Here is a 17818-nt window from a genome sequence, read left to right as displayed (position 1 = left end):
ACAGCCCCCGATGCACCCGCACGCCGACGTGACGTCCCGCCCACCGCGCCGCCGCGCGCTGGGCCGGGGCGGCGGCCCCGACGGACCCCCTGCGGCCCCCGCGCCGGAGCCGGTGGCCGTGCCCATACCCGATCCCGTATCCGTGCCCGAGGCGGAGCCCGTGGCGGACCCCGCGGCAGGGCCCGCGGCGGATCCGGAGGCCGGGGACGGGCGGTTCACCGTGCGGCTCGCGAACTTCGAGGGGCCGTTCGACCTGCTGCTCCAGCTGATCACCAAGCACAGGCTGGACATCACCGAGGTCGCGCTCTCCCAGGTCACCGACGAGTTCATGGCCCACATCCGCGCCCTCGGGCCGGACGGGGACCTCGACCAGACCACCGAGTTCCTGGTCGTCGCCGCGACCCTGCTCGACCTCAAGGCCGCCCGGCTGCTGCCCGCCGCCGAGGTCGAGGACGAGGCCGACCTCGCCCTCCTGGAGGCCCGCGACCTGCTCTTCGCCCGGCTCCTCCAGTACCGCGCCTACAAGCGGATCGCCGAGATCCTCGCCGAGCGCTGGGAGGAGGAGGGCCGCCGCCACCCCCGGACCGTCGGCCTGGAGCCGCACCACGCCGAACTGCTGCCCGAGGTGATCCTCTCGATCGGCGCCGAGGGCCTCGCGCGGCTCGCCGCGCAGGCCATGCGGCCCAAGGCCGCGCCGCAGGTGTACGTCGACCACATCCACGCGCCGCTGGTCAGCGTCCGCGAGCAGGCCGGGATCGTCGCCGCCCTGCTGCGCGAGCGCGGCACCGCGGACTTCCGGGAGCTGGTCGAGGACGCCGGTGACACCCTGACCGTCGTCGCCCGCTTCCTCGCCCTCCTGGAGCTGTACCGGGAGAAGGCCGTCGCCCTCGACCAGGAGGACCCGCTGGGCCGCCTCGCGGTCTCCTGGACCGGCGGCGACGGCGAGACCCGGGTGACCGAGGAATTCGACACGGAGGACCAGCCGGAATGAGCGACCTCAAGCCCGCCCTCGAAGCCGTCCTGATGGTCGTCGACGAGCCCGCCACCGAGGCCCACCTCGCCAAGGTCCTCGACCGCGCCCCCGCTGAGGTCGCCGACGCCCTCCACGAGCTGGCCGACGAGTACACCGCCGACGGGCGCGGCTTCGAGCTGCGCCGGGTCGCGGGGGGCTGGCGCTACTACACCCGGCCCGCCCACGCCGCCGCCGTCGAGGCCTTCGTCACGGACGGCCGGCAGGCCCGGCTGACCCGGGCGGCCCTGGAGACCCTGGCGGTGGTCGCGTACCGCCAGCCGGTCAGCCGTTCCCGGGTCTCCGCGGTCCGCGGGGTCAACTGCGACGGCGTGATGCGGACCCTCCTCCAGCGGGGTCTCGTGGAGGAGACGGGCGCGGAACCCGAAACAGGTGCGATCCTGTACAGGACGACGAACCACTTCCTGGAGCGGATGGGCCTGCGCGGCCTGGACGAGCTCCCGGAGCTCGCGCCCTTCCTCCCCGAGGCGGACGCGGTCGAAGCGGACTCCCTGGAAGGCGTTCCGTCGTTCGATCCCGACCGGGACGAAGAACCCGGCGCGGACGGACCAGCGGACGAAGAGACGACGGAAGTTTGATGCGAAGCAGCAGCGGCAGGAACAGCGGAAACAACGGCGGGAGCCGTGGTGCCAAGAGCGGCGGCCGCGGCAACGACTACCGGGGCGCGGGCAACAACCGCGACGAGCGCGGCCAGAGCGCCGGGCGCCCCCGGAAGACCCGCCCCGAGGAGCGCAGCTACGACGTGAGCATGCCCTCCGACGCCCCCCGCAAGGGGCGCGGCGACACGGCCCGCGGCGGCGCCAAGGGCGGCCCCAGGCAGTCCCCGAAGCAGCCCACCGGGCAGCCTCGCCGGGGCGGCGGCGGCCGTACGGCCCCGGCGCGCTCGCGCGAGTACGACGCCAGGACCGAGGAGCGCAACCGCGAGCGGTACGCGAACAAGCCCCAGGTCAAGACCCCGAAGACCTTCCCGGGCGCCGAGCAGGAGGGCGAGCGGCTGCAGAAGGTCCTGGCCCGGGCCGGCTACGGCTCGCGCCGCGCCTGCGAGGAGCTGATCGAGCAGGCCCGCGTCGAGGTCAACGGCGAGATCGTCCTGGAGCAGGGCCTCCGCGTGAAGGACAGCGACGAGATCCGCGTCGACGGCCTGTCCGTGGCGACCCAGTCGTACCAGTTCTTCGCGCTGAACAAGCCGGCCGGCGTCGTCTCCACCATGGAGGACCCGGACGGCCGCCAGTGCCTGGGCGACTACGTCACCAACCGCGAGACCCGGCTCTTCCACGTCGGCCGGCTCGACACCGAGACCGAGGGCATCATCCTGCTCACCAACCACGGCGAGCTGGCCCACCGTCTCACCCACCCCAAGTACGGCGTGAAGAAGACCTACCTGGCCGCCGTCACCGGCCCGCTGCCCCGCGAGGTCGGCAAGCGGCTCAAGGAGGGCATCGAGCTGGAGGACGGCTACGCCCGCGCCGACCACTTCCGCGTGGTCGAGCAGCTCGGCAAGAACTACCTGGTCGAGGTCGTGCTCCACGAGGGCCGCAAGCACATCGTGCGCCGGATGCTCGCCGAGGCCGGCTTCCCGGTGGAGAAGCTGGTCCGCACCGCCTTCGGCCCGATCGGTCTGGGCGACCAGAAGTCGGGCTGGCTGCGCCGCCTGTCCAACACCGAGGTCGGCATGCTGATGAAGGAAGTCGGCCTGTAGGACCCGACCCTTCCGGCAGGGCCCCGTATCCGCGACGCGGACACGGGGCCCTCGCCGTTTTCCGGGCTTGTGCGCGACCCCCGCCACCTTTTATAGTCAAGATGACTCTTAAGGAGGCGGGCGTGAGCCTCGCGGATGTACTCGAACCCCTCCAGCGGCCGCTCTTCACGCTGCTGGACACCCCCGTCAGCTGGACCGAGGTCCTCGGCTTCGGCAGCGGCGCCCTCTGCGTCTGGCTCGTCGCCCGGCAGCACCTCGCCAACTGGCCGATCGGCATCGCCAACAACCTCTTCTTCGTCCTGCTCTTCACCCAGGCCGGCCTCTACGCCGACGCCGGCCTCCAGATCGTCTTCATCGTCCTCGCCGCCTACGGCTGGTGGACCTGGACCCACGGGGGTGGACCAGGCTCCGCCGGGGCCCTTCCGGTGCGGCGCACCACCCGCACCGAATGGACCTGGCTGCTCGCGGCGGGGGCGGTGGGGACCCTCGCCCTCGCCCTCCTCCTCGACCGGGCCACCGACTCCACCGTCCCCTTCTGGGACGCCCTCACCACCGGCCTCTCCCTCATGGCGACCTACGGCCAGTGCCGCAAGCGCCTGGAGTCCTGGTGGCTGTGGATCGCCGCCGACGTCGTCTACGTCCCGCTGTACGCGTACAAGGGCCTCTACCTGACCGCCCTGCTGTACCTCGGCTTCATGGCCCTCTGCGTGGCCGGCCTGCGCGGCTGGAGCCGCGACCTCGCCGCCGCCCGCCGCCCGCTGGAGGCCGCGGCATGACCGGCACCCGCACGACCGGCACCCGCACGGCCCCGTACGGCCACGGGCTCGTCCTCGGCAAGTTCTATCCCCCGCACGCCGGCCACCACCACCTCGTCCGCACCGCCCTCGCCGCCTGCGAGCGCGTCACCGTCCTGGTCTGCGCCTCCTCCGTGGAGTCCCTGCCGCTGGAGGAGCGGGTCGCCTGGATGCGCGAGGTCCACCCCGACGCCCTCGTCGTCGGCGCCGTCGACGACATCCCCGTCGACCTCACCGACCCCGCCGTCTGGGACGCCCACATGGCCGTCTTCAGGGCCGCCGTCCCCGAGCCCGTCGACGCCGTCTTCACCTCGGAGCCGTACGGCGAGGAGCTCGGCCGCCGCTTCGGCGCCGCCTCCGTCGCCGTCGACCCCGAGCGGACCCGCTTCCCGGTCTCCGGCACCGCCGTCCGCGCCGACCCCGCCGCCGCCTGGGACTTCCTGGAGGCGCCCGTACGGGCCGCGCTCACCCGCCGGATCGTCGTCCTCGGCGCCGAGTCCACCGGCACCACCACCATGGCCCTCGCCCTCGCCGACCACTACCGGCGCCGGGGCGGGATCTGGGCGCGCACCCGGTACGTCCCCGAGTACGGCCGCGAGTACAGCGAACTCAAGCTCGCCGAACTGCGGGCCGTCCGCCCCGGCGCCGACTGGTCCGAGGTCGCCTTCCACACCACCGACTTCCCCGTCATCGCCCAGCGCCAGGCCGAACTGGAGGAGGAGGCCGCCCGCGACGGCTCGCCCGTCCTCTTCTGCGACACCGACGCCTTCGCCACCACCATCTGGCACGAGCGGTACCTCGGCACCACCAGCGCCGCCACCGGCGAGATCGCCGCCCGCGGCCGCCAGCACCTCTGGCTGCTCACCGACCACCGGGGCGTCGACTTCGAGGACGACGGCCTGCGCGACGGGGAACACCTCCGCCCGTGGATGACCGCCCGCTTCCTCGCCCAGCTCGCCCACACCGGCCGCCGCACCGTCGTCCTCACCGGCCCCCACGAGGAGCGCCTCGCCACCGCCGTCGCCGCCGTCGACGCCCTCCTCGCCGAGGGCTGGCACCTCGCCGACCCCCTCCCGGAGCGCCGATGACCCCGCCGCGCCCCGAGGGGTACGACCCCCGGGCCTTCGAACCCTTCGCCGTCACCGTCGACCTCGCCGTCCTCACCGTCCGCGCCGGCCGGCTGCACGTCCTGCTCGTCCAGCGCGGCCAGGAGCCGTACGCCGGCGCCTGGGCGCTCCCCGGCGGCTTCGTGCTGCCCCGCGAGTCCGCCGGCACCGCCGCCCGCCGCGAACTCGCCGAGGAGACCGGACTGCCCGACGCCACCGTCGCCGGCCTCCACCTCGAACAGCTCCGTACCTACACCGAACCCGACCGCGACCCCAGGATGCGGGTCGTGTCGGTCGCCTACACCGCCCTCGTCCCCGACCTGCCCGAACCGCGCGGCGGCGGCGACGCGGCGGAGGCCCGCTGGCTGCCCTACGACGAGGTCCCGCCGCTCGCGTTCGACCACGACGTGATCCTCGCCGACGCCCGCGGGCGCGTCGGCGCCAAGCTGGAGTACACCTGCCTCGCCACCGCCTTCTGCCCGCCCGAGTTCACCCTCGGCGAGCTGCGCGAGGTCTACGAGACGGTCTGGGGCGTCCCGCTCGACCGCCCCAACTTCCGGCGCAAGGTCCTCACCACCCCCGGCTTCGTCGAACCGGTGGAAGGACCGCCGCGCCGCACCGGCGGACGGGGGAAACCGGCCGCGCTCTACCGGGCGGGCGAGGCCACCGCTCTCCACCCGCCGCTGCTCCGACCGGAAGGACGATCCGCATGACCACGCAGAAGCAGGCCGCCACCGGGACGCTGATGGGACTGGCGCTGGGGGACGCGCTGGGTTTCCCGACCGAGTTCCATGACGTGCCCGCGATCCTCGCCAAGTGCGGGCCGTGGCGGACGATGGAGCTGCCCGTGACGCGGGGGACCGCCTACATCACCGACGACACCCAGATGACCCTCGCCCTCGCCCGGGGCATCCGGACCGCCATGCAACGGGGCCCGCTCACCCCGCTCCGGCTCGCCCGGCCCGTGCGCGACGAGTTCGTCGACTGGTACCACTCCCCGGAGAACAACCGCGCCCCCGGCAACACCTGCCTGCGGGCCTGCATGCTCCTCGACGGCGACCGCCCCTGGCAGGACGCCAGCCAGATCGGCTCCAAGGGCTGCGGCGCCAACATGCGCGTCGCGCCCCTCGGGCTCGTCCCCGGACTGAACGAGGAACAGCGGGCCGGCGCCGCCCAGCTCCAGGCCGCGCTCACCCACGGGCACCCCACCGGGCTCGCCGCCTCCGACCTCACCGCGCGCGCCGTGTGGCTGCTCGCCCAGGGCGTCGACCCGGCCGGGCTCGTCGGAAGGCTGCGCTCCTACGCGTACGAGAACCGCGACACCTACCACGAGCGCTGGCTCGGCGACCTCTGGACCCGCTCCCAGGACCCGAGCGTCCGGCACTTCGTCCGGCGCGGCTGGGACGAGTGCCTGGCCGTCCTCGAACGGCTCGACTCCGTGCAGCGCACCGCCGACCCGGAGCTCGACCCCTGTACGTACACGGGCGACGGCTGGATCGCGGAGGAGGCGCTCGCCACCGGGCTGCTCTGCTTCCTGCTCTTCCCCGGTGATCCGCTGACCGCCCTGCGCCGGGCCGCCTGCACCCGCGGCGACTCCGACTCGATCGCGGCCCTCGCCGGCGCCTTCGCCGGCGCCCACCTGGGCGCGGACGCCTGGCCCACCGAGTGGACCGACCGCGTCGAGCACCGCGACGAGCTGCGCGAACTCGGGGCCCTCTGGGACGCCTGAGCGGGATCTGGGAGGCTTCGGTCCCATGACGCTCACCATCGAGGCCCACAAGGCCGACCTGACCGCCGTCGTCGCCGAGGAGCCGGACCCCCTCCTCTTCGCCACGGTCTCCGGCGCCCACCTCTACGGCTTCCCGTCCCACGACTCCGACGTGGACCTGCGGGGAGTCCACCTGCTGCCCGCCGAGGCGCTGGTGGGACTCCGGGAGCCCGAGGAGACCCGGGACCGGATGTGGACGCGGGACGGCGTCGAGATGGACCTCGTCACGCACGACCTGCGGAAGTTCGCCCGGCTGATGCTGCGCCGCAACGGCTACGTCCTGGAGCAGCTCACCTCGCCGCTGGTCGTGCACACCACCCCCGTCCACGCCGAGCTCGCCGCCCTGGTGCCGGGGGTGCTCACCACCCACCACGCCCACCACTACCGGGGCTTCGCGGCCACCCAGTGGCGGCTCTTCGAGAAGAGCGGCGAACTCAAGCCGCTGCTCTACACCTATCGGGCGCTGCTCACCGGCATCCACCTCATGCGCTCCGGAGAGGTCCAGGCCCATCTGCCCACGCTCGTCGGCGAGGTGCCGGAGGCCCCGGCGAGGATCCCGGACCTGGTCGCCGCGAAGACGGCCGCCGAGCACGGCACCGCCGGGCTGACGTCCGAGGACGTACGGGCCGAGGTGGAGGCGCTGCACGGCGTGCTCGACGCGGCACGCGCGGCCTCGGGCCTCGCGGACGGCGTCCGCGCCGCAGACGCCCTCCACGACCTCGTCGTACGGGCCCGTCTAGAGCACCTGAAGGGCTGAGGCGCGGCGGGCGCGGATCAGGAGGTCCTGGACGCGCGCGTGGTCGGGGGCGGGCGGCAGGGGGCTGGTGGCGAGGGAGGCGTCGGCCTCGTCCTGGAGGCGGTTCATCCAGGTCTCGACCTCCGGCCACGGGATCTCGCCGCGCTTGACGGCGAGCAGCCGCTCCCGGTCCGCGCCCACGTCGATCCGCAGCTCGCCCGTGCGCAGCAGGTCCCGGCAGCTGCCGAGCAGCCGCAGCAGGTGCATGGCGTGCTTCCAGCGGGGGTGGCCGTACTGCCGCACGTCCGCCTCCAGCTTGCGGCGCTGGCCGGCCGCGTACCGGACGAAGGTGGCGTGGGCCTGGCGGGAGAGGAAGGCCCCGCGCAGGTCGAGGAGCTCGCGGCCCCACTCGGTGGTGTGGACGACCAGGGGGGAGTGGAGGCACTCCAGGACGTTGGGGTTGTTGCGGAGGGCCAGTTCGCAGAAGCGTTCCAGCTCCCAGCTGAACTGCTCGGGGGCCGGACCCTCCACATGCGCCGGCGGCTTGTCGAAGCGCCAGAAGAGCGGCGTCGGGGCGAGGTAGACGCCCCGGGTGTCGGTGTCGCTGTCCTCCGTCGCCAGTCCGAAGGCGCGCGAGCCCATCACGCAGGCGTAGACGGTGTGTTCGCGCACCAGCGCCTCGGGGGTCATGTCCACGGCGGTCATGGCGGTCAGGCTACGCGAGGATGATCGTCTCCCCGGAGACCGTGATCTCAGCGGCCGGCAGCGGACGCGGAGCGGGCCCGGCCGTCACCGCGCCGTCGGTGACGCTGAACCGCGAGCCGTGACACGGGCAGTCGATCGTGCCGTTCGCGACCTTGTTCACCGTGCAGCCCTGATGGGTGCAGATCGCCGAGAACGCCTTGAACTCGCCCGCCTCCGGCTGCGTCACGACCACCTTGCGGTCGGCGAAGACGGTGCCGCCGCCCACCGGGATCTCCGAGGTGCTCGCCAGCGGGGTGCCACCGGCCGTGCCCGGCGCGGAGGAGGCGCCGCCGGTAGGCTCCGCCGACGCCGGGGTGCTCGACTCCGTACCGCCGTCGCCGCCTCCGCCGTCCGAGCCGCAGCCGGTGGCCGTCGCGGCCGTCGCCGTGGTCAGGGCGGCCGCCGCGAGCAGGACCGTCCGGCGGGGTGTCGTCCGTGTCGTCCGTGAAGTCATGCGGCCCAGCTTCGCGCCGACCGCGCCGCCGCCCCCGCAACACGCCGGGCCCCCGCTACACCCAGGGCACCAACTCCCTCGCACGGCCGTCCGCGTCCCGCAGCACCTCCAGCACGGCCGTCACGGCCGCCCGCTCCACCGGCCCGTACACATGCGGGAAGAGCCGGTCCTCCGACCCCTCCCAGCGGACCTCCCCGGACAGCAGGGACGCGTCGATCACCAGCACCAGGAGCGGGCCCGGCACGTCCCGGTAGTGGGCGTCGGCGATCGCGAGCGCCGCCTGCTCGTCCGGCGAGCAGTGCACGAAGCCCTCGGCGGCGAGCGACGGCGGGGCGAAGGGGACGGCGGGGTCCGCGGACCACTCGTCCAGCGGTACGACATGGAGCAGCATCCGCCCTTTCTACCCGCCCTTCACCCGCGCCCGCACCGGGTGAAGGTCGCCCAGGACGCCGGGGTCACCCCGCAGCGGGCCGCCGACGAGATCGCGCGGTCGCCGCCGCAGGCCGTCGACCGGCCCGCACCGGGCGGATCGCTGCCGCAGGGCGGGTCCCCGGCGGACATCAGCCGGGCGCGGAAGCCCTGACCCCACGGCCGTACGCGTGCGCCCGCCCCGCGCGTCTCGCAGGGCGGGCGCACGCGCGCGTGCCCCCCGCGGGCTGACTAGGCTGGCCCCTTACCGCCACCGCCCTGCCGCGCCCCAAGGACATCCCCCCGTGAGAACAGCGCTCGTCATCGGAACCGGACTGATCGGCACCTCCGCCGCACTCGCCCTCGCCGGCCGGGGCGTCACGGTCCACCTGCGCGACCACGACCCGGCGAGCGCCCGGACCGCCGCGGCGCTCGGCGCGGGCACCGACGCGGAGCCCGAGGGCCGGGTGGACCTCGCGATCGTCGCCGTACCGCCGGCGCACGTCGCCGCCACGCTCGCCGACGCCATGCGCGCCGGGGCGGCCCGCGGCTACCTCGACGTGGCCAGCGTCAAGGGCGGACCGCGACGGGACCTGGAGGCGACCGGGCTCGACCTCGGCGCGTACATCGGCAGCCACCCGATGTCCGGCAAGGAGCGCTCCGGCCCGCTGGCGGGCACCGCCGACCTCTTCGAGGGCCGGCCCTGGGTCCTCACGCCGACCCGGGACACCGACACCGAGGTGCTCAACCTCGCGCTGGAGCTCGTCGCCCTCTGTGGCGCCGTGCCCGTCGTCATGGACGCCGACGCCCACGACCGGGCGGTCGCCCTCGTCTCCCACACCCCGCAGCTCGTCTCCTCGATGGTCGCGGCGCGCCTGGAGGAGGCGGAGGAGTCGGCCGTGCGGCTCTGCGGACAGGGGATACGGGACGTCACGCGGATCGCCGCGTCGGACCCGCGCATGTGGCTGGAGATCCTCGCCGCCAACCCCGGGCCGGTCGCCGACGTCCTCGCCGGGGTCGCGGCGGACCTCGACGAGACGGTACGGGCGCTGCGGGCCCTCCAGTCCCCGGACGAGGAGGAGCGGCGGGGCGGCGCGGCCGGGGTCGAGGACGTGCTGAGGCGCGGGAACGCGGGGCGGGCGCGGGTGCCCGGCAAGCACGGGGCGGCTCCGACGGCCTACGAGACCGTCGCGGTGCTCATCAGCGACCGGCCCGGGGAGCTGGCGCGGATCTTCGCGGACGCGGGGCGGGCGGGGGTCAACATCGAGGACGTGCGCATCGAGCACGCGACGGGGCAGCAGGCGGGCCTGGTGCAGCTCATGGTCGACCCCAAGGCCGCCCCCGCCCTCTCCCAGGCCCTCCAGTCCCAGGGCTGGTCCCTCCGCACCCCCTGACCGCCCGGCGCCGCGCCGTTCCGCTCCGTACGCCCACGGGGACGGCGGGCGCGCCGGCCGTAGGGGGGTGTGGGGCGTGGGCGCGGGGGTGTTCGGGGACTCGGTAACCTTGTAGGGGTCCGGGCTGTCGCCGGGGCCCCGAACACCCAGGAAGGTCACCCACCGTGGAATCCGTGATCGTCGCCATCGACGGCCCCTCCGGCACGGGCAAGTCGAGCACCTCGAAGGCGGTCGCCGCCAAGCTGGGCCTCGCCTACCTGGACACCGGTGCCCAGTACCGGGCGATCACCTGGTGGATGATCGGCAACGGCGTCGACGTGGACGACGCCGAGGCCGTGGCGAACGCCGCCGGCAAGCCCGTCATCGTCTCGGGCACGGACCCGTCCCGCCCCACGATCACCGTGGACGGCGTCGACGCGGCGGGTCCGATCCGCACGGAGGAGGTCACCTCCCGGGTCAGCGCGGTCAGCGCCGTCCCCGAGGTCCGCGCGCTCATCACCGACCTCCAGCGTCGCATCGCCCGCGAGGCCGAGCGCGGCATCGTCGTCGAGGGCCGGGACATCGGCACCACCGTCCTCCCCGACGCCGACCTCAAGATCTTCCTCACCGCCTCGCCCGAGGCCCGCGCCGCCCGCCGCTCCGGCGAGCTGAAGGGCGCCGACGTGCGGGCCACCCAGGAGGCCCTGGTCAAGCGGGACGCGGCGGACTCCAGCCGCAAGACCTCCCCGCTCGCCAAGGCCGGGGACGCGGTGGAGGTCGACACCACCGAGCTCACCCTCGACCAGGTCATCGAGTGCGTCGTCACCCTGGTGGAGGAGAAGAGGGCGGCCGTCAAGTGATCCAGCCGTCCGCGAAGGGTGCGGCGGTCGGCCGCCGCATCGGCATCGGACTGATGTACGGCTTCTGGAAGCCGCGCGTCCTCGGCGCCTGGCGGGTACCGGCCGCCGGACCCGTCATCCTGGCCGTCAACCACGCGCACAACATCGACGGCCCCATGCTCATGGGCACCGCCCCGCGCCCCGTGCACTTCCTCATCAAGAAGGAGGCGTTCGTCGGGCCGCTGGGCGGCTTCCTGGAGGGCATCGGCCAGGTGAAGGTCGACCGGGACTCGACCGACCGGAACGCGATCGGCAACGCGCTGGGCGTGCTGGAGCGGGGCGGCGTCCTGGGGATCTTCCCCGAGGGCACCCGCGGCGAGGGCGACTTCGCCTCCCTGCGCGCCGGCCTCGCCTACTTCGCCGTCCGCTCGGGCGCCCCGATCGTGCCGGTCGCGGTCCTCGGGAGCACCGATCGGCCCGGACGCCTCGTCAAGGGGCTGCCGGCCCTCCGCAGCCGGGTGGACGTCGTCTTCGGGGACGCCTTCGAGGCCGGCGACGGCAGCGGGCGGCGTACCCGCAAGGCGCTCGACGAGGCCACGCTCCGCATCCAGGAGCACCTCACCGGCCATCTGAAAAACGCCAGGCGCCTCACCGGGCGCTGAGCCACACTCTCAGTAGTGGGCCCACGGCTCCGGCCGCCGGGACCACCGACCACGAATGATCAAGGAACGGACTTCATGAACGACCAGCACGACCACGGGGCACTTGGCGACGCCGAGTACGCGGAGTTCATGGAGCTCGCCGCGGAAGAGGGCTTCGACGTCGAGGACGTCGAGGAGGCGATCGAGGAGGCCGGCCACGGCCCGCTCCCCGTCCTCGCCGTCGTCGGCCGTCCGAACGTCGGCAAGTCGACCCTGGTGAACCGCATCATCGGCCGCCGCGAGGCCGTCGTCGAGGACAAGCCGGGCGTCACCCGCGACCGCGTCACCTACGAGGCCGAGTGGGCCGGCCGCCGCTTCAAGGTCGTCGACACCGGCGGCTGGGAGCAGGACGTCCTCGGCATCGACGCCTCCGTCGCCACCCAGGCGGAGTACGCCATCGAGGCCGCCGACGCCTGCCTCTTCGTCGTGGACGCCACCGTGGGCGCCACCGACACCGACGAGGCCGTCGTCAAGCTGCTCCGCCGCGCCGGCAAGCCGGTCGTCCTGGCCGCCAACAAGGTCGACGGCCAGTCCGGCGAGGCCGACGCGGCCACGCTGTGGTCCCTCGGCCTCGGCGAGCCCTTCCCGGTCTCCTCGCTGCACGGCCGGGGCACCGGCGACCTCCTCGACGAGGTGCTGCGGAAGCTGCCCGAGGCCCCCGAGCAGACCTTCGGCAAGGCGATCGGCGGCCCCCGCCGCATCGCCCTGATCGGCCGCCCCAACGTCGGCAAGTCCTCCCTCCTCAACAAGGTGGCGGGCGAGGACCGCGTGGTCGTCAACGAGCTGGCCGGCACCACCCGCGACCCGGTCGACGAGCTGATCGAGCTCGGCGGCACGACGTGGAAGTTCGTCGACACCGCCGGCATCCGCAAGAAGGTCCACCTCCAGGCCGGTGCCGACTACTACGCCTCCCTCCGCACGGCCGCCGCAGTGGAGAAGGCCGAGGTCGCGGTCATCCTCATCGACACCACCGACCAGATCTCGGTGCAGGACCAGCGGATCATCACGATGGCCGTCGAGTCCGGCCGCGCCATCGTCATCGCGTACAACAAGTGGGACGAGCTCGACGAGGAGCGCCGTTACTACCTGGAGCGCGAGATCGAGACCGAGATGCAGCAGGTCTCCTGGGCGCCCCGGGTCAACGTCTCCGCCAAGACCGGCCGCCACATGGAGAAGCTGGTCCCGGCGATCGAGACCGCCCTCGCCGGCTGGGAGACCCGCGTCCCCACCGGCCGGCTGAACGCCTTCCTCGGCGAGCTGGTCGCGGCCCACCCGCACCCGGTCCGCGGCGGCAAGCAGCCCCGCATCCTCTTCGGCACCCAGGCCGGCACCAAGCCCCCGCGCTTCGTGCTCTTCGCCTCCGGCTTCCTGGAGGCCGGCTACCGCCGCTTCATCGAGCGCCGGCTGCGCGAGGAGTTCGGCTTCGAGGGCACCCCGATCCACATCTCGGTCCGCGTCCGCGAGAAGCGCGGCAAGAAGAAGTAACCCGGGCCCCGGGCACGGCCGAGGGCCGGAGTCGTACCGTACGCGGACGACTCCGGCCCTCGGCCGTTCCTCGTGCTCCCGGCCGCGCTCAGAGGCCGCGGCGGGGCGCCGGCGGCAGCGCCGCCTGCGGGGGATGGTGCTGGGGGGCCGACCAGGCCGGCGGATGTGCCGCGTGGTGCCGGCCCTGGAGTCCGGTGAGGCCGGTGAACCCGGACAGGCCCGTACTCGTCACCGTGCCGAAGGCCCGGAACGCCAGCTCCTCCTCACCGCTGCGGTCACCCGGAAGCGTGCGGAACGACCGGCGGTACTCCGAGTACAGGGCGTCGAAGATCGGCGTCGCCGAGTACCCGGCCGGAACGTCCTGCGACGCCGGGCGCATGGCGGGGATCGGACTCGGATACGGCTGGGGGAAAGGGTCGTATGCGTGCACGTAGGTGCCAACGACCCCGCCGTCCGTCGGATGCGGGCGGCTCTCCGAAAGAGGGGCCCGCCGGGGACGCGGAACGGTCGGGACCCTCGGCCCGCGCACCGGCCCTATCCCCGGACGTCCGTCGTCCATCAGGTCCCGGCCAGCGGCATCGCGGCGGCGACCAGGCGCCCGTTGGCCGCGGCCTTCTCCAGGGCGTCCCGCAGCAGGTCCTCGCGCGGCTGCTGGCCGATGGAGCCGACCGGCGCGGCGAAGACGAGCACCGTGTGCGACTTGTTGGCCGCCGCGCGCCAGCCCTCGGTGACCTGGAGCGGCTGGTGCGCCTGCCACCAGGCGGACTGGCCCGCTCCGCCGGGGCCGGGCTGGAGCACCGAGTGCAGCTGGCCCATGGCGACGAGGACCGACCAGCCGGGCAGCGCGGCCGGCTTGGTGTTCAGGTCCTCGACGGGGTGGAAGCCCTGCTCCGAGAGGAGCGACAGGAACTCGTCGGTGAGCCCGCCGGAACCGGGCCGGGCGACCGGCGCGGTCGGCTCCACGACCAGCGCCGGGTGCAGCTCGCCGTCGATCAGGACGAGGCCGCTGGTGACGCCGAGCACGGCCTGCTCGGGGTGGGCCGCGGAGAGGGCGTCGGCGGCGTCGGCCGCCGTGATGGAGGCGACGGCGCCCTGGAGCTGGTCCTCGGCGACCTGGACCACCTGCGAGGGGATGCAGCTGGCGTGGGCGAACGCCAGGACCGCGGTCTCCTCGCCGACGAACAGCACCGTGGAGGTGCGCTCCTGCTCGGAGTCGCCCGGCGTGCGGCAGGAGGTGCAGTCGTAGCTGCCCGGGGCGTTGTCGCCGGCGAGCAGCCGGTCGGCTTCTTCGTCGCCGATCTCGGCGCGTACGTCCTCGCTGACGTCGAGCATGCGCGGCACGGAGGGCTCCCTGGATTCGGTACGGACGGACCCCGGGCCTTTCCCGGGCGTCTCATGCCGAGTTCAACGGGTCAGGCGCGGGCGGGGTCACGCGCCGAAGCGAGGCAAGTTGCCTCTGGCGCGTGCGGGCACCCCCGCGGAACGGCCGCGGCGGGCCTCCGGCGGGGACGGCGCCGGGGGACGGCGGGGGGTGACTCCGACCGGGTGGGAAGTGAACGGTGTTCCGCGCGGCACGGGGGCCGGGTCCGGGCGGCCGACCTAGCCTGCGGCGATGTCGATGATCCGATTTTGGACAGCCGGCTCGCTCGCGGCGGCCTCCGCGGCGGCGCTGCTCGCCCTCCACCAGGCGCCCGTCGCCCTGGCCGCGCCTCGCGACGACGGGCCCGGCACGGCCGGTGCGCCCGGAGTGCCCGGCGTGCCGGCCGTCCCCGTGCTGCCCGACGCGGCGGCCGGCGCGGTCGCGGAAGCGCTCGCCGAGGCAGCGGCCGCCGTCGAGGCCGCCCAGGGCCCGGGCGCCGGGAACGCCGGGGCGGCGCCCCCGCCCCCCGCGGCGGGACCGGCGGGCGCGCCTGCGTACCCCTGCGCCGAGGACCAGTGGCCCTGGGGATGCGTCGCCGAGTGCGAGAGCAGCGGACGCTGGGACGCCAACACCGGCAACGGCTACTACGGCGGGCTCCAGTTCTGGCAGCCCACCTGGATCGACTACGGCGGCCTCGCGTACGCCCGCCGCGCCGACCTCGCCACCCGGCAGCAGCAGATCACCGTCGCCGAGGACGTCCTGCGCGTACAGGGCTGGGGCGCCTGGCCCGTCTGCTCCAAGCGGTACGGGCTCAGCGGCCGCGCCCACACCGTCCAGCCCGGCGACACCCTCGCCGGCATCGCGCGCCGCTTCGCGATCAAGGGCGGCTGGCAGCGGCTCTACGAGGCCAACAAGACCGTCATCGGCCCCGACCCGAACCGCCTGTACGTCGGCATGATGCTGCGCATCGCACCGCTCTGAGCGGCCGGGGGGGGCGGCCGAGCGGGGCGGCGCCCTTCCGTCGCCCCGCCGCGACCGCGGGCCCGGCCGCCGTGTCTCCCTGAGGGTGTCCCGGAGGGGCCGCGACGGCGACGGGGCCGGGATCGCCGCGGTCCGCGCCGGTGCTGCGCGGGCCGGCCGCCCGGCCCCGTCAGCCGCCACCGGGAGGTGCCCGCTCCCCGTACGGTCTCCGGGGCCGGTCGGCGGGACGGGCGCGGCGGGGTGGGCACGGGGGAGACGACGCGGAGCCGCGTGCTCGTCCCGGCGCTCGGTCACCGGCCGTGAGGAGCGCCGCCGGAGCAGTACAGTCGCCCCGACCTACCAACTGACCGGGGGGAACCGGCAGATGCGTATTTCCTTCCTGCTCCACAACGGCTATCACTACGGCGGCACGATCCGGACCACGTTCACGCTCGCCGAACACCTCGCGGAACGTCACGACGTGGAGATCGTCTCGGTCTTCCGTCACCGTGACCGGCCCCGACTCGGCCTGCCCGCAGGGGTGACCCTCCGTCACCTCGTCGACCTGCGGAAGGACTCGCCGGAGTACGACGGCGACCACCCCGACGCCCACCGTCCCGCCCGGGTCTTCCCGCGCGGCGACGGCCGGTGGAAGCAGTACAGCGCGCTGACCGACGCGCGGATCGGGGACCTGCTGCGCGGGGTCGCGGCCGACGTCCTCGTCGGCACCCGGCCGGGGCTCAACGTCCAGATGGCCCGGCAGGCGGGGGCGGGGCCGGTCCTCGTCGCCCAGGAACACCTCGTCCTCGACGGGCACAGCCGCCGGCTGCGCCGGGACATCGCCCACGAGTACGGGCTCCTCGACCTCGTCACCACCGTCACCGAGGCCGACGCGCGGTCCTACCGGCGGCTCGGGCTGCCCGGGACCGTCCGCGTCGAGTCGGTGCCCAACGGGGTGCCCGCGCCGTCCGTGCCGCCGGCCGACCCCTCCTCCCGGGTGGTCGTCGCGGCGGGCCGGCTCACCCGGGTCAAACGTTTCGACGTGCTCGTCGACGCCTTCGCCGAACTGGCCGGCGACCACCCGGACTGGAGCCTGCGGATCTACGGCAGCGGGGACGCGGCGCAGGACCTGCGGGCTCCGCTGACCCGGCAGATCGAGGCCCTCGGGCTCGGCGGACGGGTCCGGCTGATGGGCCAGGTCCACCCCATGGAACCGGAGTGGGCGAAGGGTTCGATCGCGGCCGTCACCTCCGAGCGGGAGGCCTTCGGCATGACCATCGTGGAGGCGATGCGGTGCGGCCTGCCGGTGGTCGCCGCGGACTGCCCGCACGGGCCGCGCGAGATCGTCGAGGACGGCGTCGACGGCCGGCTCGTCCCGGTCGGGGACCCGCGCGCGGTGGCCCGCGCGCTCGGCGAGCTGATGGCCGACGAGGAGCTGCGGGCGAAGGCGGGCCGGGCCGCGCTCGCGGCGGCGGAACGCTTCGACCCGGCCCGCATCGCCGCCCGCCACGAACAGCTGTGGACCGAGCTCGTGGCCCGCGCCGCACCCCGCCGCGCCCACTCCCCGGCGGCCGTCGCCCGGCACGCCCGGACGGGCCGGGCCTACGACGCCGCCTACGCCGCCAAGGCCGCCGCGGGCCGCACCCTGCGCCGCCTCGGCCTGCGCTGACGCCGCCCCGCCGCCGCGGCCCTACCGGCCCGGCGGCGGGCTCCTGAGCCCGGCGAGGAGGAAGAAGGCGAAGGAGGTCGCCGGAGAGAGGTGCCCGATCTTCTTGTGGTCGGTGGTGGTGAGCCGGTCGACCAGGATGCGACCGAGCCGCTCCCGTCCGCCCGATTCCGCCGTGGTGGCCGCGGCCTCGGTCCTCATCGGTGCCTCCGCCCCGTGTTCCGTTCTCCGGCGTCCGGCCGGCGTAGGCATTGTGTAAGGGAACGGTGGGGGAGCGGCGCGCGGACGCTTCCCGTATTTCTCCGGTGAATTCGCCCGAACGGTTCGTGTGAACCTCCGGGCGTCTTTTCGAATTACCGAAGAAACGGCCGGAAAGCGACGTTCCGCCGCAACCGTGCCCAGCGCGCCGGCTGTCGAGAAGTTGTGACGCAAGCGTGACCGCGGGGGGACTAACGTGAACCCCATGGCATCCACGTCGCGCAGCCCCGAACCCTCCCGAGACGCGCCCGAGTCCTATGTGGGCCTCGACGCCGACGGCGCCGGCCGGCTCGCCCGGACGCGCGGCTGGCACGTCGTCCGGACCCTCCCGCCCGGCGCGATCGTCACCATGGAGTACGTCGCCGGGCGGCTCAACTTCGAGGTCGAGGACGACACGGTCACCCGCTGCTGGATCGGCTGATCCCGGCCTTCCCGCA

Annotated in this window: 22 protein-coding genes; 16 read left to right on the top strand and 6 right to left on the bottom strand. The window is 74.4% G+C overall.

Annotated elements, in window-relative coordinates; genetic code table 11:
- The first annotated feature begins 10 nt into the window (after positions 1-10).
- The 8 genes from ACFZCF_RS24190 to ACFZCF_RS24155 all read left to right on the top strand — a co-directional run bounded on the left by ACFZCF_RS24190 (position 11) and on the right by ACFZCF_RS24155 (position 7154).
- Positions 11-991 (top strand): segregation/condensation protein A, encoded by a 981-nt coding sequence (locus ACFZCF_RS24190; RefSeq protein ID WP_391288687.1) that lies wholly within the window; start codon positions 11-13, stop codon positions 989-991.
- The gene (gene scpB / locus ACFZCF_RS24185; protein WP_391288685.1) at positions 988-1608 is read left to right on the top strand and encodes an SMC-Scp complex subunit ScpB; all 621 of its coding nucleotides are present in this window, start codon (positions 988-990) and stop codon (positions 1606-1608) included. The genes ACFZCF_RS24190 and scpB overlap by 4 nt, the downstream gene beginning before the upstream one ends.
- Positions 1608-2729, top strand: coding sequence for a pseudouridine synthase (locus ACFZCF_RS24180; RefSeq protein WP_391288684.1), 1122 nt, complete (start codon positions 1608-1610; stop codon positions 2727-2729). The genes scpB and ACFZCF_RS24180 overlap by 1 nt, the downstream gene beginning before the upstream one ends.
- Before the next feature lie 122 nt (positions 2730-2851).
- Positions 2852-3505: a nicotinamide riboside transporter PnuC gene (gene pnuC / locus ACFZCF_RS24175; RefSeq protein ID WP_388447307.1), complete on the top strand. Its 654-nt coding sequence runs from the start codon at positions 2852-2854 to the stop codon at positions 3503-3505.
- Positions 3502-4611, top strand: coding sequence for an AAA family ATPase (locus ACFZCF_RS24170; RefSeq protein ID WP_388447305.1), 1110 nt, complete (start codon positions 3502-3504; stop codon positions 4609-4611). Before pnuC ends, ACFZCF_RS24170 begins: the two co-directional genes overlap by 4 nt.
- Entirely contained in the window at positions 4608-5342 is a 735-nt protein-coding gene (locus tag ACFZCF_RS24165) for an NUDIX domain-containing protein (RefSeq protein ID WP_391288681.1), read from the top strand. Before ACFZCF_RS24170 ends, ACFZCF_RS24165 begins: the two co-directional genes overlap by 4 nt.
- Positions 5339-6358: an ADP-ribosylglycohydrolase family protein gene (locus ACFZCF_RS24160; RefSeq protein WP_391288679.1), complete on the top strand. Its 1020-nt coding sequence runs from the start codon at positions 5339-5341 to the stop codon at positions 6356-6358. The genes ACFZCF_RS24165 and ACFZCF_RS24160 overlap by 4 nt, the downstream gene beginning before the upstream one ends.
- Positions 6359-6383: 25 nt before the next feature.
- A complete protein-coding gene (locus ACFZCF_RS24155) occupies positions 6384-7154 on the top strand; it encodes a DNA polymerase beta superfamily protein (RefSeq protein WP_391288677.1) in 771 nt (256 codons plus the stop codon).
- Here ACFZCF_RS24155 and ACFZCF_RS24150 read toward each other — a convergent pair.
- Genes ACFZCF_RS24150 through ACFZCF_RS24140 form a run of 3 tightly spaced genes read right to left on the bottom strand, consistent with a single transcriptional unit; the run spans position 7134 to position 8722 of the window.
- Positions 7134-7823 carry a DNA polymerase beta superfamily protein gene (locus ACFZCF_RS24150; protein ID WP_391288734.1) on the bottom strand — a complete coding sequence of 230 codons (690 nt, stop codon included), beginning with the start codon at positions 7821-7823 and terminating at the stop codon, positions 7134-7136. The genes ACFZCF_RS24155 and ACFZCF_RS24150 overlap by 21 nt on opposite strands.
- A 25-nt stretch (positions 7824-7848) precedes the next feature.
- Positions 7849-8331, bottom strand: coding sequence for a Rieske 2Fe-2S domain-containing protein (locus tag ACFZCF_RS24145; protein WP_391288675.1), 483 nt, complete (start codon positions 8329-8331; stop codon positions 7849-7851).
- 55 nt (positions 8332-8386) lie between these two features.
- Positions 8387-8722 (bottom strand): DUF952 domain-containing protein, encoded by a 336-nt coding sequence (locus ACFZCF_RS24140; protein WP_388447295.1) that lies wholly within the window; start codon positions 8720-8722, stop codon positions 8387-8389.
- On the opposite strand from ACFZCF_RS24140, the gene ACFZCF_RS24135 reads away from it, so the two are divergent.
- The 5 genes from ACFZCF_RS24135 (at position 8711) to der (ending at position 13137) form a co-directional block, all read left to right on the top strand.
- A complete protein-coding gene (locus ACFZCF_RS24135; RefSeq protein WP_391288673.1) occupies positions 8711-8914 on the top strand; it encodes a hypothetical protein in 204 nt (67 codons plus the stop codon). The two genes, ACFZCF_RS24140 and ACFZCF_RS24135, sit on opposite strands and share 12 nt — an antisense overlap.
- Before the next feature lie 130 nt (positions 8915-9044).
- A complete protein-coding gene (locus tag ACFZCF_RS24130) occupies positions 9045-10133 on the top strand; it encodes a prephenate dehydrogenase (RefSeq protein ID WP_388447291.1) in 1089 nt (362 codons plus the stop codon).
- 164 nt (positions 10134-10297) lie between these two features.
- Positions 10298-10972 carry a (d)CMP kinase gene (cmk, locus tag ACFZCF_RS24125; RefSeq protein WP_388447289.1) on the top strand — a complete coding sequence of 225 codons (675 nt, stop codon included), beginning with the start codon at positions 10298-10300 and terminating at the stop codon, positions 10970-10972.
- A 53-nt stretch (positions 10973-11025) separates the two neighbouring features.
- Positions 11026-11613 carry a lysophospholipid acyltransferase family protein gene (locus tag ACFZCF_RS24120; protein WP_388447376.1) on the top strand — a complete coding sequence of 196 codons (588 nt, stop codon included), beginning with the start codon at positions 11026-11028 and terminating at the stop codon, positions 11611-11613.
- Between the two features lie 75 nt (positions 11614-11688).
- Entirely contained in the window at positions 11689-13137 is a 1449-nt protein-coding gene (gene der / locus ACFZCF_RS24115) for a ribosome biogenesis GTPase Der (RefSeq protein WP_388447287.1), read from the top strand.
- An 88-nt stretch (positions 13138-13225) separates the two neighbouring features.
- Here der and ACFZCF_RS24110 read toward each other — a convergent pair whose 3' ends face one another.
- Together ACFZCF_RS24110 and ACFZCF_RS24105 are read right to left on the bottom strand one after the other, a co-directional pair.
- Positions 13226-13516: a hypothetical protein gene (locus ACFZCF_RS24110; RefSeq protein WP_388447285.1), complete on the bottom strand. Its 291-nt coding sequence runs from the start codon at positions 13514-13516 to the stop codon at positions 13226-13228.
- 179 nt (positions 13517-13695) lie between these two features.
- Positions 13696-14478, bottom strand: a complete 783-nt coding sequence (locus ACFZCF_RS24105; protein WP_189953283.1) for a hypothetical protein — start codon at positions 14476-14478, stop codon at positions 13696-13698.
- A 271-nt stretch (positions 14479-14749) separates the two neighbouring features.
- Between ACFZCF_RS24105 and ACFZCF_RS24100 the strand changes: the two genes are divergently transcribed.
- Both ACFZCF_RS24100 and ACFZCF_RS24095 read left to right on the top strand, forming a co-directional pair.
- Entirely contained in the window at positions 14750-15478 is a 729-nt protein-coding gene (locus ACFZCF_RS24100) for a transglycosylase family protein (protein ID WP_391288670.1), read from the top strand.
- 364 nt (positions 15479-15842) lie between these two features.
- A complete protein-coding gene (locus ACFZCF_RS24095; RefSeq protein WP_391288669.1) occupies positions 15843-17126 on the top strand; it encodes a glycosyltransferase in 1284 nt (427 codons plus the stop codon).
- A 21-nt stretch (positions 17127-17147) separates the two neighbouring features.
- Here the strand turns inward: ACFZCF_RS24095 and ACFZCF_RS24090 are convergent, their stop codons facing one another.
- Positions 17148-17324 (bottom strand): hypothetical protein, encoded by a 177-nt coding sequence (locus tag ACFZCF_RS24090; RefSeq protein ID WP_391288736.1) that lies wholly within the window; start codon positions 17322-17324, stop codon positions 17148-17150.
- Positions 17325-17586: 262 nt separating this feature from the next.
- Between ACFZCF_RS24090 and ACFZCF_RS24085 the strand changes: the two genes are divergently transcribed.
- A complete protein-coding gene (locus ACFZCF_RS24085) occupies positions 17587-17802 on the top strand; it encodes an I78 family peptidase inhibitor (RefSeq protein WP_388447277.1) in 216 nt (71 codons plus the stop codon).
- The last annotated feature ends 16 nt before the right edge of the window (positions 17803-17818 follow it).

This window comes from Streptomyces sp. NPDC007945 (assembly GCF_042958885.1).
Lineage (GTDB): Bacteria > Actinomycetota > Actinomycetes > Streptomycetales > Streptomycetaceae > Streptomyces.
The sequence above is the reverse complement of the archived record's forward strand: the minus strand, read 5'-3'. Positions and strand labels throughout refer to the sequence as shown.

Coding starts and splice junctions, on each gene's coding strand:
- ACFZCF_RS24090 (WP_391288736.1), bottom strand. CDS start 17,324: ATGAGGACCGAGGCCGCGGCCACCACGGCGGAATCGGGCGGACGGGAG.
- ACFZCF_RS24145 (WP_391288675.1), bottom strand. CDS start 8,331: ATGACTTCACGGACGACACGGACGACACCCCGCCGGACGGTCCTGCTC.
- ACFZCF_RS24100 (WP_391288670.1), top strand. CDS start 14,750: ATGTCGATGATCCGATTTTGGACAGCCGGCTCGCTCGCGGCGGCCTCC.
- ACFZCF_RS24140 (WP_388447295.1), bottom strand. CDS start 8,722: ATGCTGCTCCATGTCGTACCGCTGGACGAGTGGTCCGCGGACCCCGCC.
- ACFZCF_RS24120 (WP_388447376.1), top strand. CDS start 11,026: ATGTACGGCTTCTGGAAGCCGCGCGTCCTCGGCGCCTGGCGGGTACCG.
- ACFZCF_RS24150 (WP_391288734.1), bottom strand. CDS start 7,823: ATGACCCCCGAGGCGCTGGTGCGCGAACACACCGTCTACGCCTGCGTG.
- ACFZCF_RS24170 (WP_388447305.1), top strand. CDS start 3,502: ATGACCGGCACCCGCACGACCGGCACCCGCACGGCCCCGTACGGCCAC.
- der (WP_388447287.1), top strand. CDS start 11,689: ATGAACGACCAGCACGACCACGGGGCACTTGGCGACGCCGAGTACGCG.
- ACFZCF_RS24155 (WP_391288677.1), top strand. CDS start 6,384: ATGACGCTCACCATCGAGGCCCACAAGGCCGACCTGACCGCCGTCGTC.
- ACFZCF_RS24160 (WP_391288679.1), top strand. CDS start 5,339: ATGACCACGCAGAAGCAGGCCGCCACCGGGACGCTGATGGGACTGGCG.
- ACFZCF_RS24165 (WP_391288681.1), top strand. CDS start 4,608: ATGACCCCGCCGCGCCCCGAGGGGTACGACCCCCGGGCCTTCGAACCC.
- ACFZCF_RS24095 (WP_391288669.1), top strand. CDS start 15,843: ATGCGTATTTCCTTCCTGCTCCACAACGGCTATCACTACGGCGGCACG.
- ACFZCF_RS24110 (WP_388447285.1), bottom strand. CDS start 13,516: ATGCGCCCGGCGTCGCAGGACGTTCCGGCCGGGTACTCGGCGACGCCG.
- ACFZCF_RS24180 (WP_391288684.1), top strand. CDS start 1,608: ATGCGAAGCAGCAGCGGCAGGAACAGCGGAAACAACGGCGGGAGCCGT.
- ACFZCF_RS24135 (WP_391288673.1), top strand. CDS start 8,711: ATGGAGCAGCATCCGCCCTTTCTACCCGCCCTTCACCCGCGCCCGCAC.
- ACFZCF_RS24085 (WP_388447277.1), top strand. CDS start 17,587: ATGGCATCCACGTCGCGCAGCCCCGAACCCTCCCGAGACGCGCCCGAG.
- scpB (WP_391288685.1), top strand. CDS start 988: ATGAGCGACCTCAAGCCCGCCCTCGAAGCCGTCCTGATGGTCGTCGAC.
- ACFZCF_RS24190 (WP_391288687.1), top strand. CDS start 11: ATGCACCCGCACGCCGACGTGACGTCCCGCCCACCGCGCCGCCGCGCG.